Source organism: Terribacillus sp. DMT04, from assembly GCF_019056395.1.
GTDB classification, from domain to species: Bacteria; Bacillota; Bacilli; order Bacillales; family Amphibacillaceae; genus Terribacillus; species Terribacillus aidingensis_A.
Genome location: NZ_CP077639.1, coordinates 374,151 through 390,783 on the forward strand (window position 1 = coordinate 374,151; position 16,633 = coordinate 390,783).

Below are 16,633 nucleotides of genomic sequence, written 5' to 3' on the forward strand. Positions count from 1 at the left end.
AACAGCATGATAAACAAATACGATTATTATTATGGTGCCTTCCTTTCTAAACTCGTATCCATGCAGATTGTACCTGCTCTAATCGAAGAAAGTAAGGAAAGGCGCGTTTACCAATTAGAAACCGGTGCAAACCGAATGAAGGTATATTCAAAATATGCAACAAGTGCAACAAGTACGTGGAACTTCCGTTTTTCAGAGGAAGAACGCAATCGGCTGCTCCAATGGTCGGCAGAAGAGCGAAAGCAGTTATTTGTGCTAATCTGCAGTAAAAAGGATCTCTTAGGCGGGGAGATTGCGATTTTGACATTTGATCAGCTGCTAGCATGCATGGATGTTCGGGACAAGTATAAAGAAGCCAGCTGCCGTGTGGCGATAAAGAAAAAGAAGCACAGTCCATTCCTTTATGCATACGGAACTTCCCGCAGCTTGGATGATGCACTGCCTATTACGCGGAATTTTGCAGATTTATTGTTGCATAGATCTGTTCCGGAACCAGTATAAGAGTGTATAGCGAAAAGAGCTATACACTTCTTCAGAACGAGAAAGAAAGCGGATACAAAAGATTATACAAAGGACAATATATCTACTACAATGGCAATAGAAATTATAAAGGAGATAGCTTATGGGGAGAACCTTTTCTGTGCAAAAGGTACTAAATAACAATGTGCTGATTGCCAATAACCAGGAAGAAAAGGAAGTTGTACTGATTGGCAAAGGTGTCGGCTTTGGCAAGAAGGCCGGAAGCGAATTGGAAGATGGTGAATTCGAAAAATTGTTTGTCCTGCAAGATGAGAAAGAACAAACAAGCTACATGCAAATGCTGGATCACATTGATGAAGAGCTGGTAGCAGTAATGAACGATGTGATTTACATGATTGCAGAGCAAATGGGCCAGCCGCTGAACGAACATATCCACATCGGCTTAACTGATCATCTGGCTTTCGCGATGAAACGTCTGGAGCAGGGGCTTGATATAAAAAATCCATTCGCCGTAGAAACGAAGTTCATATACCCGAAGGAATACAAAGTAGCGAGTGAGGCAGTAACACTTTTGAATAATCGGCTTGGCATCCAGCTTCCGGAAGGAGAAGTGGGTTTTATCGCCCTGCATATCCATAGTGCTTGTATTAATCAGCCGGTAGGTGAATTAAGTCAATATACAAGATTGATTGCGATGATGTTTAAGGTGATTGAAGATAGTCTGAATATTACAGTGGACCGGGAGAGCATCCATTATATTCGGCTTGTGCGGCATATTCGGTTTACGATCGATCGGGTAAAGCAAGGAGAGCAAGTTCGGGAACCGGAAAAGATCTTGAATCTATTGAAAACAGAATACCCATTGTGCTATAATACTGCCTGGAAGCTAGTCAAAATATTACAGCAAACGTTAAGACGTCCAGTACAAGAAGCAGAGGCGGTCTATCTCACTTTGCATTTGTACCGTTTGACCAATAAAATATAATGTGCATCGTATTTATACGTGTAACTTATTCGATTAGGCATGAGGATAAAAGAATGCACAAGAAGAATCTAATTCTTTTTGTGTTACTTACTTTATCGCTCGTGTCTTTTTTCGTGTTTCCTTGTAAACGCTATCAAATTGTTGTTATCTTGGAGGTTTAATGATGAAAAATGCATTTGGCATGCTGCAAAAGATAGGTCGGGCGCTTATGATTCCTGTTGCAATCTTACCAGCGGCTGGTATTTTACTTGCGTTAGGAGATGCGCTGCAAAATACGGATCTGTTACGGGCTGTTGATTTCTTGAACAGTTCCTGGGTGCAGTTAATTGCCACAGTGATGCAAAGTGCCGGAGATATCGTCTTTGCTAATTTGCCTTTATTGTTTGCAGTTGGTGTAGCGATTGGACTCACCAATGGAGATGGTGTAGCAGGTATTGCAGCAATCATTGGTTATCTGATTATGAATGTCACAATGAGTGCTGTCCTAATCGCTAATGGAGACATTCCAACTGACAGCATAGAGCGCGCGTCATTCTTTGATGGAAATCACCCAGCGTACACGATGATGCTGGGCATACCTACGCTCGCAACGGGTGTATTCGGCGGTATTATTGTCGGTGTACTGGCAGCTGTGATGTTCAACAAATTTTACAAAATTGAATTACCACAATATCTCGGTTTCTTTGCTGGAAAGCGGTTTGTGCCAATCGTCACATCACTTGCTGCCTTGCTGCTTGGGGTAGGAATGCTAGTAATTTGGCCGCCAATCCAGCATGTGTTAAATAACTTTTCGAATGGGTTGTTATCATCTAACTTGACGCTGACAGCCTTCATTTTCGGTGTCATAGAGCGCGCACTGATTCCATTCGGTTTGCATCATATTTTTTATTCGCCATTCTGGTATGAGTTCTTCAGTTATACAAACACAGCGGGAGAAGTGATTCGCGGCGATCAGCGAATCTTTATGGAACAAATAAGAGATGGAGCAGAGCTGACAGCAGGTACATTCATGACGGGAAAATATCCATTCATGATGTTTGGTTTGCCAGCAGCAGCTTTGGCTATCTATCACGAAGCAAGTCCTGCAAGGAAAAAGATAGTCGCTGGCCTGATGGGTTCCGCAGCACTGACCAGCTTCCTTACAGGCATTACAGAACCGCTTGAGTTCTCTTTCTTGTTCGTGGCGCCGCTGCTTTTCGCGGTACATTGTGTATTTGCTGGTCTTTCCTTTATGACGATGCACATGCTGAACGTCAAAATTGGGATGACTTTCTCTGGCGGATTTATAGATTTCTTTCTTTATGGCATCTTGCCAAATCGGACGGAGTGGTGGCTTGTTCTACCGGTTGGTTTCGCATTCGCGATCATTTATTACTGCGGATTCCGGATCGCAATCCGAGCATTTAATCTCATGACACCAGGCCGTGAAAAAGCAGAAGAGAAAGAACGAGCTAGAGGCAAATCTCATTCAGGTACATTTGCTTATCATGTATTGGAAGCAATGGGTGATAAAGAGAATATCAAGCACTTGGATTCGTGTATTACACGTCTTCGCGTCTCAGTAAAAGATAAGAATAATGTTAATAAAGAAGCACTGAGAAAACTGGGAGCGGCTGGTGTAATGGAAGTGGGTAACAACATACAAGCTATCTTTGGACCAAAATCTGAAGGCTTGAAAGAGCAGATGCAGGATATTATTCTCGGCAAGACGCCAAGACCACTGGCAGAAGCTGTGCAGGAAGTGGGCAGCCAATTGGAAGAAGTCATAAATCGTCCTCGTCTAAACAATCCAGATGCGCATGTCTTTGTTATCCCAATGTCCGGAACACTCCGAGCTTTAGAAGACGTACCAGATATTGTTTTCTCTGAAAAGTTGATGGGAGACGGGTTTGCTATTGAACCAATTGACGGAACTGTTGTTTCGCCGATTAACGGAAAAGTGATGAATGTTTTTCCGACAAAGCATGCAATTGGTCTGCAAGCAGATAATGGCCGCGAAATACTGATTCATATCGGTTTGGAAACAGTCAATTTGAAAGGGACTGGCTTGGAGGTTTTCGTAAAAGAAGGAGAGCAAATAACTGTCGGACAAAAATTAGTTAAAGCAGATTTAGCGGAAATTGAATCGCTTGTACCGTCTATGATTACACCAATCGTATTCACTAACCTGGGAGTAGCAGAAAAAGTTGTATTCCGAGAAGGTGAACAGGTGGAAAGGAAGCAAGCTGATAAGGTGAAGATAGAACCATACTAAATCAAAAACAGCTATAGCCTAGGTGCTATAGCTGTTTTTGATTTTATAATAAGTACCAAAAGAAGAAGCTGCCTGGAATGACAGCTTCTTTCTTTGTTTTTACTTATACTTCTCTAGCCACTTCTTCCATTTTGTCTTACCTGCTTGAAGCATGGACTCGGCTGTGCGGGCGTGTTTATGTTTCTGATATTCTATATAACTTGCAGATGCGATCAATAAGAAGCCTGCACCAATCAAGTATAGCCACCACGGTGCGCTGCCCCACAACGGGCGTGTTTGGAAAAATAAATTGAATACAACTGTAATCGTTCCTGTAAGGAAATAAGCTCGATACTTTCGTATAAAACCGACGATTGCAGCCAGCAGGGAGATGCTTCCTAATGATAAAGCATCATAAATCGTCATACTCGCTAATCCATCCAGAACGAGAATACCAAATCCAATAGCCAGTAAAATCAGCTCAATATGTGGTGTCACGTCTGGGTCGTAGAAGAAGACCCGTAAGATGATGAGCACCAGCAATGCAATAGGTACAACATAAAGCTCTGTTAAGAGGTACGGACTAATAGGGAGGTTTTGCAATAGCAGCATATATGGATAGAGACAAGCGAACAATGCTCCGAGCCTGACATAACGTCTTTCAGACCGCGGATTTGTATTCACGCTAATGGCAAATAATATTGCCGGAACTGTCATACTGAACAGTATCTCAGCCCAACCTGATTGATATGCCATAACGCCTGTCAGACTGCCGACGATTGTATAAACGACGGCACCGATACGGTAGATATCTGCTTTCTCCCAAATAAACTTAACATCCCTAGTGATTAAAACTGATTGATAGTGTGTAAAGCTTGTTGCAATTAATGCAACAGCGCCAGCAAGCAGTAAGTATGCTGTGCGGATTTCCTCTCCAATTGTTCCGTACAGGAGCAAGATGGCTAAAAGCAAGAGCATTGTGACATAAGACATGAACATTCGCTGCCAATGATGCTGCTGGTAAATAGCAAGGACACCGACAATAATGGAAAGCAGGACGATTTCCCACGAAAACAAAACAGTAAGCTCAGCCACTGCAAACAATAAAACAACATTACATACAATTAAGAGGCTTAATCTCATGAATGCCTGCCATCCAGGCAGAAGCTTATAGATAGCAGCTATGCAGATTGCTGTAATAGCTGCTGCTAATGTCATGAGGTGTGACCAATCTGTATAACTGCTTAAGTGTGTGACGGCAATAAGAAATAAAATGGTGATACTGGCACTTGCAAAGGTGTGTTTCTCGATTGTTCGCTTTGTGTAATAAGCGGACACAGCAAGGTGCAGGAATGGTACGAGCAGCCATGCTGGCGGGATGGAGTCAAAGCTTTGCAAGCCCAATACCCACATGATAGAAAACAAATTGATAATGTGACTGCACCAGAAGAAATACAAAGAGCCGACTTTAGCTTTGTTATTAATAAGGATACTAACTGCCAGCAGTGCTGCACCACAGAATAGTACGTAAGCTGTTAAAATATTTGATCCTGAAATGTCGAATAAGTTTTGCAGAGATCCATATGCCAGGAGCAAGGAAACGAGTACAGATGCCCACAATGTGTTTCTGCGAAATACATACAACGCAGCGAATTGTACGATAACACTAATGAATGACACGATGGAAATTGTTGTTGCCGGCAAATCCCACGATAGAAATGCTAGTATCGTAGCCAAGCTCTGAAAGATCTGGCCGGTCAGGAAGAATGACAGAAACAGCGGCTGATGGTGATAACGTCGGAATAAAACAGCTGCTATCACGGTTATCAGAGCGATGCATGTCATATGGCCAGGAATACCAAAGTGCTGCTGGTAATAATCGCTTTCGATATACAGTCGGTAACCCGCTAGAATCAAGGCGGCGATGAAGCTAATAGGTGTAATAATCTTGCTGATTAATACAACATCTTGATTTTCTTTTTGATAACAGAAGAAGCCGGCAGCTGCTGTTAACAAAAGCAAGTAGCTGTTTGCTTCATAATAACCATAGCTGTGATTTACGAGCAGCAGCGGAATAACGGACCCGACGGCTGCCCAACTGACAGTACGCTGATAAAGCTTTATATAATTGAACCTTCGTGGCCAAATATAACAGTATGCAAGACCAAGGAAGGCCATTGTTGCAAAACTGCTTGTGCGCAGCCAGATTGGCGTATCTAGCATGTAAAGCAGCCAGTACATGATGACCAAGAGCAAACCAGTGCTTGGATAACTGTAATGGGTATGACGCTTGGATACTGTCCAAACTGTGTATTGAATAAATAGGAATACGAGCCCAAGCAAATACGCCCAATCAAATGTATATGTACCGGTTAAAGATGTGAAAATAATAAAAAGAAATCCGTTAATACAATGGATTAAGCTTTCATAAGCAATCTTCAGCCATCTTGGCAAATGCCAGGATAGCAGCACAAGGGTAAAGCCGAGTGCCAGAAACTGTCCGAGGAACATATTGAAGTACGAATCAATCTCCAATAAAAGCAGTACACCGCTTATCAAAGTGAATATCATAAACCCAAAATGATATAGCTTGCTGTAGTTTTTAGCTGCCAGGATGAGTGCGCTAATACCGATTACTAGTAAGGTCAAATCATAGATAACAGCGGTACTCATCAGAACGATTGTAATAAATGCCTCGGTACCAAGCTTCATCTGCAGGTAATAAGGCCAATACTGCTGTAGTAAGCGAAGAGGAAACGATTTACGAATAGGTCGTTCGAACACTAGTAACAGTAAGTTCGCTAGCTGCAGACAGAATAGAAAGGCGCTGTACGTTATTGTAACGTAAAGCATTGCAGATATAAAGGTGGATGATACACCTGCATAAGTTACCCAAATAAATGCTTTCGACCTCGTACGTACGGCGACCGCATAGTACAAGACGGTGCAACCCAACGCTGCAATAGTTCCGACTAGAGCAGCACCATCACCGCCAAACGACAAATAGCTGCCAAACAGCTGATAATACGAAGCGGAGAAGATAACAATCGGAACAAATAATGCGGCAAGTATCAAAAATGCGAAGGCCGTCTGCGGTATCTTAACTTTGTAGCTGATAAAGCTAAGTCCAGCAAATAGAAAAGGAATTAAGCTGATTAGCAGCACTTTTCCTAAGGAAGAGAAGGTACCCCAGTTTGAAGTGCCCAGATACAATCCGCCGAAGAACAGCATAACAATTCCTAGTACAAGTATGATGGTCAGATTGCGTTCTCGAATTTGTTCCGGTGTCTTTTGTTTCTTTTGTTTTTGAACAGGTGGTCTATGTACAGAAGCGGCTGGTGTTGAAGCAGCTAACTTTCGTTCAATGGAAGTGGTAGTATGAGGTACAGGCTGCGTTGTTGTCCGTGATTTGGAAGCATCAAACGCAACTTTTTTCTGGTACCCTTCTAAGGTGATTGCGTACGTATCGTAAGAGATAAAGCCTCGCTGATATAACTCTTGCAATCTTTCTTCAAAAAGATCCCCGGATTGATTAGGGGGCATCGGATACATGCTGTCACCTCGTTTTTGGTTTTTATTTCCAAGTATCATTATATAGAAGAGAGACTTGTCTGAAAAGGAGCGTCATTCCTTTCATTTCGGTTTTCTGTTATGATAAGCGGTAGAAAACGTGAACGAGACAGTTCATATTAGAAGGAGAATAAAAAATGAAGGACTTTCTACAATTACAAGATAAACATATCGTCATCATGGGTGTTGCAAATGATCGCAGTATCGCATGGAGTGTTGCACAGTCGCTGCATGCAGCAGGAGCTAAGCTAATCTTTACATACCGTCAAGAACGTTCTGCTAAAAAACTGAACAAGCTATTAGAAAAGAATGAAATGGATGCAGCTGTTATCCAGTGTGATGTGAATGATGATGCATCCATTACCTCTGCATTTGCCGAAATAAAAGAGAAGTTTACAACAGTTCACGGACTTGTTCATTCTGTAGCGCACGCACATAAAGAAGATTTAAACGGCGATTTCATTGATACATCTCGTGATGGGTATGCATTTGCGCAAGATACAAGTGCATATTCGCTTGTGGCAGTTGCGAAAGCCGTGCGCCCGCTTATGGCAGAGGGTGGTTCAATTGTCACAATGAGCTATCTTGGTGCTGATCGCGTACTGGATGGCTACAACGTAATGGGTGTAGCAAAAGCTGCATTGGAAGCAAGCGTACGTTATTTAGCAAATGATCTTGGTCCGGATAATATTCGTATTAATGCGATTTCGGCAGGACCGATTCGTACGCTGGCTGCAAAAGGCGTGCCATCTTTCAATGAGATCCTTTCTAAAGTAGAAGAAAAAGCACCACTTCGCCGCAATGTCTCCGCAGAAGAAGTTGGTGACATGACGACTGGTTTGATGGGAGCACTTTCCCGCGGTGTAACTGGTGAAGTTATCTATGTGGATGCAGGGTTTAATATTATCGGCATCGGTTAATTTGTATGTCAAACCGCACTAATCATTGATTAGTGCGGTTTTTTCTATGGATTAAAAGGCGTCTTACCTCATGGGAGAGGTGGCGCAGTATTCTGTGTTGACTAAATTAGAAATTAAGCCATTCTGGACAAACTTTTAGTGAAAGTACCACATCGGATGAAGGTGTTGAACAGGCAAAAGAAGAAAGCCGCTCCTCAATCACTTGGAAAAAAGTCAGATCTGATGATCTGGCTTCTTTTTGTAAAAATTGCTTTGCAACCTGAAAAGAGTAGTGTATACTCTAATGTATCAAGTGTACTAATATAACTAATACAGTTAATACAGAAGCTCGAATGAGGTGAATACATGTTTGAACTGGACTTGCGAAGCGGCAAGCCGATTTATGAACAAATCGTTGATAAGTTCAAGGAATTGATCATCAATCAAGTGCTGGAGACAGATGAAAAACTCCCTTCGGTTCGGGAGCTCGCCCAGCAGCTGACTATTAATCCAAATACAATTCAGAAAGCATACCGTGAATTAGAAAATCAGGAATTGATTTATTCGGTAAAAGGACGGGGGAGTTTCGTGAACGCGATTCGTGTACAAGTGGATCCGAATAAGGTGAAGCATATGCAAGAGGAATTGAAAAAGCTTCTGACAGAGGCACTGTTTGTCGGAATGACAGCCGATGAAATCCGAAGTGTTGTTGAGAACTTGCTGCAAAACGGGGGAGGTAGCGACCTATGATAAAAGCAGTGGAAATCAGTAAGAAATTTGAGCGAAAGCAAGTGCTGGATCAGGTCGGATTTCAAGTAAGACCAGGAACAATCTATGGTCTGCTCGGATCCAACGGTGCTGGCAAGACAACTATTATGCGCATACTCGCAGGCATAATTAAACAAGACAAAGGCTGTGTTCTTATTGATGGGAAAACCGTATTTGAGAATATAGAGATTAAACAACGTATCATTTTCATGCCCGATATCCTCTATTTCTTACCGCAATACACCGTCAAACAGATGGGAAAGTATTATGCCGATATGTATACAAATTGGGACCAGCAGCGATATGATCAACTGATCAGTCAATTTCAGCTTGAAAATAAAAAAGTATCCTCTTTTTCAAAAGGGATGCAGCGGCAAGTGGCGTTCTGCTTAGCGTTAGCAGCCAAACCAGATTACTTAATTATGGATGAACCACTGGATGGATTAGATGCTGTTGTAAGGCAGCGAATCAAAGGACTATTAATCCATGATGTTGCTGAAAGAGACATGTCGGTGCTTATTTCTTCGCATAACCTCCGAGAAATGGAGAACCTTTGTGATGACATCGGGATTGTACATAAGGGCAAGATGATTCTCGAACGGAATCTGGATGATATGAAGAGTGAGGTTCAGAAAGTGCAATTTGCCCTTCGCAAAGGACAAGATACGCAGTTCCTGAACGAGCTCAATATCCTTCACCAGGAAAAAAGAGGCAGCATCCATCTGGTAATTATCAAAGCTGACCGTCACGAAGCAGAAGCGCTGTTCGCAGCACAACATCCAGTCGTGCTGGACATGCTGCCATTATCTTTAGAAGAAATCTTTATCTACGAAATGGGAGGTGCTGGCTATGCCATCGAAAACATCCTCGATTAAGAAGCAGATTATTTTATATGATTTGAGGCAGGTTGGCTGGGTGAGTGTACTGTATTTTCTGGCTTTGTTCGTTATCTTGCCTTTGCAAGTTATTATGAAATACACCAGTGATATATATCCCGACTACCCGCAGCCGCGGAGTCTGTTTTCTTATTTGCCTGAAGTTCAAGGGATTTTATCTATCACAGTCCCTGTATTATTCAGTGTCTTGCTATTTCGTTATTTGCACAAGAAAGGTGTATCTGATTTTGTGCATAGTTTTCCAATTAAGAGATCTGCAGTACTTCACCATCAAATGATAACGGGGATGTTCCTTTTACTCATTCCAATTATCCTGAATGCATGCATTCTATATGCTTTACAAGAATTTACCGATATAAGTTATCTTTATACTGGAATGCAAGTCTTAAAATGGTTGGGAATATTGTTGCTTCTAAATGTCATTATGTTCCTGGCTGCTATGTTCACAGGTATGATAACGGGGATGTTTTCGTTACATGTTGTTCTTACGTATATATTTCTAATATTACCGGTTGGCTTCATGCTCCTACTAATGCTTAATACAAGGATGTTGGTGTTCGGCTTTCCTTCAGACTATTACTTAGACATAACTCTGGAAAAGTATTCACCGCTCACTTATTTCATGGGAATATTTATTTCGCCCGAGGATATATCCTGGTTTATAATTACAATTTATGCAGTAATCGGCATATTTTTTTATATAAGTGCTCTCTTGCTATACGTAAACCGTCAATTAGAATCAACATCTCAACCAATTGTATACCCGTTCATGAGACCTGTCTTCCTGTATGGTGTGACACTTTGTTCTATGATGTTAACAGGTTATTATCTGTACGATAACTCAAATTCTGTTGAGTGGGCTGTAGTTGGTTATATAGGGGGGTCACTGGTAGGTTTTGTGATAGCCGAAGCTATTTTAAAGAAAACCTGGAGAGTCTATACCAATTATAAATCATACTTATTATTCTTTGTTTTTCTTGTTGTTGTTTTCTTTTCAGCCTATTTTTTTAAAGGGAACTATGAGAATCACATACCAGAAATAGATGAAGTGGAAAGAGTCTATTTTGGACCATCCTATAACTACGATCAAAAAAACGAGTATATGGAGCCAGGAATAGAACCATTGTATTATACGGAAGAAAAAGATATTGAATTGGTACAAAATTTACATGAGAGATTAGTGATATTAGATAAGAATTACTTTGAACAGTACGCTGATTACGGTAAATCCGCAACTATTGTTTATGAATTGAAAAACGGAAATAAAGTAGCAAGATCTTATGTGTATCCGCTTAAAGATCCAGAGTTAAAGAAACTGCAAAATGAAATTGAAAACTCAAATAATTTTAAGCATGCAAATCATCCTGTTTTCAATATTGCCCCAGATACTATAAATCAAGTAGAGCTGCATGCTGATGTAAATGGCGCTAGGGTCACTTATACATCTGATCAAAAGACAATAAACTCTATTATTGAAGCTATCAGAGAGGATATCGAAAGCAAGTATCCGCAACCGTATGATGAAAGTGTGCAGACCTATTCACTCATATTGAATTCAAAAGAAGGTAAAGACCATCTCAGCTATTATGAAACCTTCAGTGATAGTTATGAGAATACAATTGAGGCGTTAAAAGAAGCTGGATTATACGATAATATCCAGCTGGAAGCGGCTGAATAAAAAGATATAGAACCAAATAAAGAACTATTTTTAGCTTTAGTATCGACTTATAGGAGGAATAATCCGTGACTAGCGAATGTGCATATGCAAGGGAATCCGTGTTTCAGCATATCTATTCGCTCTACCATCAGCGGGTGTATCACGCGGCGCAGAAGGTGCTGCGTGATGCGCAGATGGCAGAGGATGCGGCGCAGGAAACATTTATAAAAGCTTATCGTTATTTGGACAAGCTGGAGGATGTCTCGAAAGCAGGTGCTTGGCTTGCGACGATTGCATCGCGGACGGCGATTGATATGCTGCGAAAAGAAGGGAAACGTACATTTATTAGTATTGAACTGGCCAGCTGGGAACTGGAGCAGCATTATTTGGAGCATATTGTAATAGAAGAAGTGGAGCTCCGCGAAACGAAACAAGAACTTGAGCAAGATATTCAGAAGTTGAAACCAAAGCTCAAAGAAGTGCTTACCCTCCGATACATGGAGGATATGAGGGAAAGTGAAATTGCTGCTGCTTTATCCCTTTCCAAAGCGACAGTGAAGACTAGGCTGTATCGCGCAAAGGCTGCTGTAAAGCAGGCAAAATTAAATCGTGAACAAGTACAATATGTTTAAGTAGACACAAATCTAATGAGGTTTGTGTCTTTTTTACGAACTTTCTGTTTATTTTTAAAAGAAAATTGTTTATAATTAGGTTGAAAATGCAGTCAATTATGAATTATTGTTCGGATTTGGGGTGCTCGATGAAGAGAAAACTGATTTTAGACGTAGACACAGGTATTGATGATGCGATTGGAATTTTATTAGCTGTTAAAAGTGAGGAACTGGATCTTATCGGTATCACAACAGGATGCGGAAATGTTTCCTTGGAAGCTGCTACAGCGAATACTTGTAAGGTGCTCGATTTAATTAACGCGCCTTCTATTCCGGTTGTAAAAGGAAGTGCAGCACCGCTTAAACGGCAGCCGCACTTTGAACATAAAGTGCACGGAACAGACGGGATTGGCGGGGCATTGCAAGGTGTGACCTCTGAAAGGAAAATAACTCCTGGAGATGCTGCTAGTTTTATGATTGAAAAAATCATGGAAAACCCGGGTGAAGTCTCTATTGTTTGTACGGGTCCGCTGACCAACCTTGCGAAGGCGATTCAGCAGCAGCCTGCTATAGTTGACCATGTAAAAGAAGTCATATACATGGGCGGGGCTATTAATGGGATTGGAAACGTCACGCCAGTTGCTGAATTTAATACATTTGCTGATCCGGAAGCAGCAAGCATCGTTTTAGAAGCCGGTGTGCCGAATCTCACACAAGTTGGTTTGGATGTGACAAAACAAGCTTTACTCACAGAGGAGCATATTGAAGCCATTACAGAGCCAGCTTTACATGATTTTGTGAAGCAAAGTACAGCAACTTACCGAAAAGCATTTTATGAACAAAATGGAATCTGGGCATGTGCGATGCATGATCCGCTTGCGATTGGTGTTTTCATTGATTCAACATTAGTTAAAAAAGCAGCGTGCAGCGTTGGGGTAGAGACCAGCAGTACATTTTGCGATGGCATGACTGTTTGGGATCGCCAAGGAAAATGGGGAAAGCCTGTGAATGTGGAAGTATGCATGGAGGTGGAAGCAGAGCGTTTCCTCTCTTTGTTAGTAGACGTGCTGAATCGTTCGTGAAATGTTACATGGGGGTATCCTTTCATGTGCGGGTATTACTACATAGATAGAAAGAAGGAGTCTGCTGCTGCAGGCTCCTTTTTATATGCTCTCATTAGAAGCGTGCAGCGTCTTCCGCTATAATGAAAGCAAATCAAGAATACGAAGGGGTATCGCATGCCAGGACTAAACGAAGCATTATACGAATACATCATGGATAACGCTCCTAATATTACGGATCAGTGGATCAATTTGCTCGGTGACTATAAGGATTCCATTTATGCAGAAGATGCAGGAGAAAAAATGCGCGCGAAACTTAGAAAACAACACCGAATGACGATTGATCTAGTGGCTAGTGCCATTTTAGAGGATGAGGAGCAGTATAAATGGAACGTGAAGACATGGGTAGAAAGAGTAGCAAACAGCCGGGTCGAAACAAACACTCCAATCCATGAAGTGCTGCAAGCGGTCGGGAAATCAGGCGCCGTCATTTGGGAATTTATTGAGGTATTCACAGAGGAAAGGAAGCAGACAATCTCACCTGTAGAGGTCATTCACTGGTCTAAGAACCTGCATCGTGCGTTAGATGAGGTTATTAATAAATTCACAAGATTTTATTATGAGCTGATTGACAGGAAAATCAAAAGCCAGCGAGAAGTAATTAATAAGACAAGCTCTCCAGTCATTCCGATCATGAATGGAATCGGCGTCTTTCCATTAGTGGGAGAAATAAGTGAGAGGCGAGCAGAGCTTATTACGGCCGACATACCGCAGACATGCAAAGATAAAGGTGTCGAAACGCTATTTATTGATATGTCAGGAGCAAGTTTTACAGCAGCTTCAGCAAGGGAAAAGCTGATACAAATGGTGCAAGTTCTGCGCATGTTAGGAATAGTCTGTGCTGTTTCTGGTGTGCGTCCTGATATGGCGCTGGATTCAGATGGCGAGCGTATAATATCAGTCGTTATTTTCTATAATTCACTGCAGCAGGCTTTGGCGCAAAATGGTTTGACCCAAAATTAAAAACGGAGGAGAATCCAGATGAGAGTCGAGCATATAACAGTAAAGGCGAATGGAATGAACTTGCATATGGCTGCAGCAGGTCCTAACGATGGGAAACTTGTGATATTGCTGCATGGATTTCCAGAGTTCTGGTATGGATGGAAAGAGCAGATTGTTCCGCTGGCGCAGCAAGGGTTCCGTGTTCTGGCATTAGATCAGCGCGGCTATAACTTGAGTGAAAAACCAGAAGGAACTGACAGCTATGTACTGGATGAGCTTCGAGATGATGTGCTAGGAGTAATGAAAGTGTTTCAGCGGGAAAAAGCAACGATTATTGGTCATGATTGGGGCGGAGCTGTTGGTTGGCACTTGGCCGTCACACGTCCGGAAAATGTAGAAAAGTTTATCGCTATCAATATGCCGCATCCAGCTGCCTTGCCGAAAGTGCTGGCAACTAATCCACTGCAGTGGTTTAAGAGTTCTTATATGGCCTTTTTCCAGATGAATGATGTGCCGGAAAAGTCACTGGCAGCGAATGATTTCTACGGGCTCAGCATGGCGCTGACAAAATTCAGTCAGCCGGGCACGTTCTCGCAGCTGGATATAGATGATTATAAAGAAGCATGGTCCAAGCCAGGTGCGCTAACAGGTATGCTGAATTGGTATCGTGCACTTACGGCGAAAAATAACATTAGCATGTACGGCCAGAAGGAAGCTGCAATGGTCCATGTCCCAACGAAGATCATTTGGGGCATCAAGGATCAATTTCTTCTAAAAAAACTAGCGCAAGCGTCGGTCAAGTTCTGTTCCGATTATGAATTGGTTTATATTGATGATGCAACGCATTGGGTGCATCACGAACAGCCGGATATTGTCAATCGATTGATTAAGGAATTCTTAGAAGAAAACAGCCAAGTGGCAGAAGGAGTCGGAGTATGACATTTGATTTGCATACACACCATTACCGCTGCGGTCACGCTGAAGGAGAAATTGAGGATTATATCAAGGAAGCGATAGACAAAGGGCTGCACTATATCGGGATAGCAGATCACTCACCTTATTTTTATAGTGATGAAGATCAGCTATACCCGGGCATCGCCATGCCAATTAGCGGCTTTGAAGCATATGTGCAGGAAGTGCTGCAACTGAAAGAAAAATATAAGAATCAAATTCATGTGTTACTTGGAGTAGAGAGTGACTTCTTTCCGCAGCATGCCAAGTTATATGCAGATTACTACCGGAAATATCCATTCGATTATGTCATTGGTTCGGTTCACTATGTAGATGAAGTGAATATTTTCAAGCAAGGTCGTTGGGATGCACTTTCGGAAGCGGAGCACGTTGCGGTGAAGGAGAGATATTACGACCTGATTCAGCAGTCAGCTAAAAGCGGGATATTCCAAGTGCTCGGTCATATTGACGCAATGAAAGGGTTCTATCCTGCTTTCTCGGATATTCCTGCTGACCATGCAATTGAACAGACCTTGAAGGTAATTGGAGAAGCTGGGGTTGCCATTGAAGTAAATACATCAGGCGGGACAAAAGCTGTAGGCGGCTGGTATCCTTCTGATCGCATCTTGGAACGAGCGCTTCATTATGGTGTTGATATCTCCTTTGGTTCTGATGCACATATTCCTTCTCGAATCGGTGAAGATTTTGATAAAGTGAAACAGCGTCTAAAAGAGATAGGATTCAAGGAAATGGTTTATTTCGTACAAAAACAAAAAAAATCACTGCCGTTATCATGATATTTTCTTGTTTAGGCTGTTGATGAAGGGGTATACATATATCAACAGAGCAAACAAAAAAGTCTAAGGAGTGTTTATAATGGCACAAGCGCAAACAGTAGACAAGCAAGAAACGAAAGAGCAAGCAAAAGCAGGTTCTAAACTATTAACTGGTGCAGTCGCTGGAGCGGTAACAGGTGCGGCAATTGTGTTACTTAACAAGCAGACTCGTCAGAAAGTATTTCAAAATGTCGGTGTAGCGAAGGATACAGTTTCCAGCTTTGTAAAAGAAGCAAAACAAGATCCGCAAGGTACAAAAGAACAAGTGATGAATAAAGTTCAAGATGCTTCTGACCTTGCAAAAGAAGCTGCAAACGATGTGAAGAATGTCTATGACAAAGCACAAAATGAAATCATGTCTTCTGTAAATGATGTACAAGAAGATTCCAAGTCAGCTCTTGGCACAGTGAAGGAAGTAAAAGATGATTTGAAAGGTGCTGGCAGCAAAGCCAAAGAAGCTACAGACACACTAATGGAAGCAAAGCCTGACAGTGCGCCAAGCAACCCGATGACAAAACCTAAGAATGAAGACAATAACAAAGATAACCAGAATAAAAGCAGTCAAAACAGTGTAAACAATCAATCAAAAACAGCAGGCAATAAAACAACAGCTGCAGCAACTGCAACTTCTAAAACAACACCGCCTACTTCTAACAAAAAAACATCTATCTAAAAAAATCGCCT

14 protein-coding genes are annotated in these 16,633 nt (G+C 41.8%); 13 read left to right on the plus strand and 1 reads right to left on the minus strand.

Translation table 11 applies throughout. The features are described from left to right. Positions 1-6 precede the first annotated feature (6 nt). The 3 genes from KS242_RS02070 (at position 7) to ptsG (ending at position 3,719) form a co-directional block, all read left to right on the plus strand. Positions 7-501 (plus strand): hypothetical protein, encoded by a 495-nt coding sequence (locus tag KS242_RS02070; protein ID WP_217322795.1) that lies wholly within the window; start codon positions 7-9, stop codon positions 499-501. A gap of 121 nt (positions 502-622) precedes the next feature. Then, positions 623-1,465 (plus strand): glucose PTS transporter transcription antiterminator GlcT, encoded by an 843-nt coding sequence (gene glcT / locus KS242_RS02075; protein ID WP_217322796.1) that lies wholly within the window; start codon positions 623-625, stop codon positions 1,463-1,465. A 160-nt stretch (positions 1,466-1,625) separates the two neighbouring features. After that, entirely contained in the window at positions 1,626-3,719 is a 2,094-nt protein-coding gene (gene ptsG / locus KS242_RS02080) for a glucose-specific PTS transporter subunit IIBC (RefSeq protein ID WP_217322797.1), read from the plus strand. 99 nt (positions 3,720-3,818) lie between these two features. On the opposite strand, the gene KS242_RS02085 is transcribed toward ptsG, so the two are convergent. Then, entirely contained in the window at positions 3,819-7,250 is a 3,432-nt protein-coding gene (locus KS242_RS02085) for a hypothetical protein (RefSeq protein WP_217322798.1), read from the minus strand. Between the two features lie 155 nt (positions 7,251-7,405). On the opposite strand from KS242_RS02085, the gene fabI reads away from it, so the two are divergent. From fabI to KS242_RS02135, 10 genes are all read left to right on the plus strand, one after another. Then, positions 7,406-8,188 carry an enoyl-ACP reductase FabI gene (gene fabI / locus KS242_RS02090; protein WP_217322799.1) on the plus strand — a complete coding sequence of 261 codons (783 nt, stop codon included), beginning with the start codon at positions 7,406-7,408 and terminating at the stop codon, positions 8,186-8,188. 345 nt (positions 8,189-8,533) lie between these two features. Then, on the plus strand, positions 8,534-8,917 hold the full coding sequence (locus KS242_RS02095; RefSeq protein WP_217322800.1) for a GntR family transcriptional regulator: 384 nt from the start codon (positions 8,534-8,536) through the stop codon (positions 8,915-8,917). Next, on the plus strand, positions 8,914-9,810 hold the full coding sequence (locus tag KS242_RS02100; RefSeq protein ID WP_217322801.1) for an ABC transporter ATP-binding protein: 897 nt from the start codon (positions 8,914-8,916) through the stop codon (positions 9,808-9,810). Before KS242_RS02095 ends, KS242_RS02100 begins: the two co-directional genes overlap by 4 nt. Next, positions 9,785-11,509, plus strand: coding sequence for a DUF6449 domain-containing protein (locus KS242_RS02105; RefSeq protein WP_217322802.1), 1,725 nt, complete (start codon positions 9,785-9,787; stop codon positions 11,507-11,509). The genes KS242_RS02100 and KS242_RS02105 overlap by 26 nt, the downstream gene beginning before the upstream one ends. Before the next feature lie 65 nt (positions 11,510-11,574). After that, positions 11,575-12,120, plus strand: a complete 546-nt coding sequence (locus KS242_RS02110; protein ID WP_217322803.1) for an RNA polymerase sigma factor — start codon at positions 11,575-11,577, stop codon at positions 12,118-12,120. Positions 12,121-12,248: 128 nt separating this feature from the next. Beyond that, positions 12,249-13,181: a nucleoside hydrolase gene (locus tag KS242_RS02115; RefSeq protein ID WP_217322804.1), complete on the plus strand. Its 933-nt coding sequence runs from the start codon at positions 12,249-12,251 to the stop codon at positions 13,179-13,181. 156 nt (positions 13,182-13,337) lie between these two features. Further along, positions 13,338-14,183 carry an STAS domain-containing protein gene (locus tag KS242_RS02120; RefSeq protein ID WP_217322805.1) on the plus strand — a complete coding sequence of 282 codons (846 nt, stop codon included), beginning with the start codon at positions 13,338-13,340 and terminating at the stop codon, positions 14,181-14,183. 18 nt (positions 14,184-14,201) lie between these two features. Beyond that, the gene (locus tag KS242_RS02125; protein WP_217322806.1) at positions 14,202-15,101 is read left to right on the plus strand and encodes an alpha/beta fold hydrolase; all 900 of its coding nucleotides are present in this window, start codon (positions 14,202-14,204) and stop codon (positions 15,099-15,101) included. Continuing rightward, positions 15,098-15,910, plus strand: a complete 813-nt coding sequence (locus tag KS242_RS02130) for a histidinol-phosphatase (protein WP_217322807.1) — start codon at positions 15,098-15,100, stop codon at positions 15,908-15,910. The genes KS242_RS02125 and KS242_RS02130 overlap by 4 nt, the downstream gene beginning before the upstream one ends. A 79-nt stretch (positions 15,911-15,989) precedes the next feature. After that, on the plus strand, positions 15,990-16,622 hold the full coding sequence (locus KS242_RS02135) for a hypothetical protein (RefSeq protein WP_217322808.1): 633 nt from the start codon (positions 15,990-15,992) through the stop codon (positions 16,620-16,622). Positions 16,623-16,633 lie beyond the last annotated feature (11 nt).

Bases quoted from the DNA above. Each gene is read 5' to 3' on its own strand.
- KS242_RS02085 (WP_217322798.1), bottom strand. From the start codon at position 7,250: ATGTATCCGATGCCCCCTAATCAATCCGGGGATCTTTTTGAAGAAAGA.
- fabI (WP_217322799.1), top strand. From the start codon at position 7,406: ATGAAGGACTTTCTACAATTACAAGATAAACATATCGTCATCATGGGT.
- KS242_RS02120 (WP_217322805.1), top strand. From the start codon at position 13,338: ATGCCAGGACTAAACGAAGCATTATACGAATACATCATGGATAACGCT.
- KS242_RS02100 (WP_217322801.1), top strand. From the start codon at position 8,914: ATGATAAAAGCAGTGGAAATCAGTAAGAAATTTGAGCGAAAGCAAGTG.
- ptsG (WP_217322797.1), top strand. From the start codon at position 1,626: ATGATGAAAAATGCATTTGGCATGCTGCAAAAGATAGGTCGGGCGCTT.
- KS242_RS02095 (WP_217322800.1), top strand. From the start codon at position 8,534: ATGTTTGAACTGGACTTGCGAAGCGGCAAGCCGATTTATGAACAAATC.
- glcT (WP_217322796.1), top strand. From the start codon at position 623: ATGGGGAGAACCTTTTCTGTGCAAAAGGTACTAAATAACAATGTGCTG.
- KS242_RS02070 (WP_217322795.1), top strand. From the start codon at position 7: ATGATAAACAAATACGATTATTATTATGGTGCCTTCCTTTCTAAACTC.
- KS242_RS02135 (WP_217322808.1), top strand. From the start codon at position 15,990: ATGGCACAAGCGCAAACAGTAGACAAGCAAGAAACGAAAGAGCAAGCA.
- KS242_RS02125 (WP_217322806.1), top strand. From the start codon at position 14,202: ATGAGAGTCGAGCATATAACAGTAAAGGCGAATGGAATGAACTTGCAT.
- KS242_RS02130 (WP_217322807.1), top strand. From the start codon at position 15,098: ATGACATTTGATTTGCATACACACCATTACCGCTGCGGTCACGCTGAA.
- KS242_RS02105 (WP_217322802.1), top strand. From the start codon at position 9,785: ATGCCATCGAAAACATCCTCGATTAAGAAGCAGATTATTTTATATGAT.
- KS242_RS02115 (WP_217322804.1), top strand. From the start codon at position 12,249: ATGAAGAGAAAACTGATTTTAGACGTAGACACAGGTATTGATGATGCG.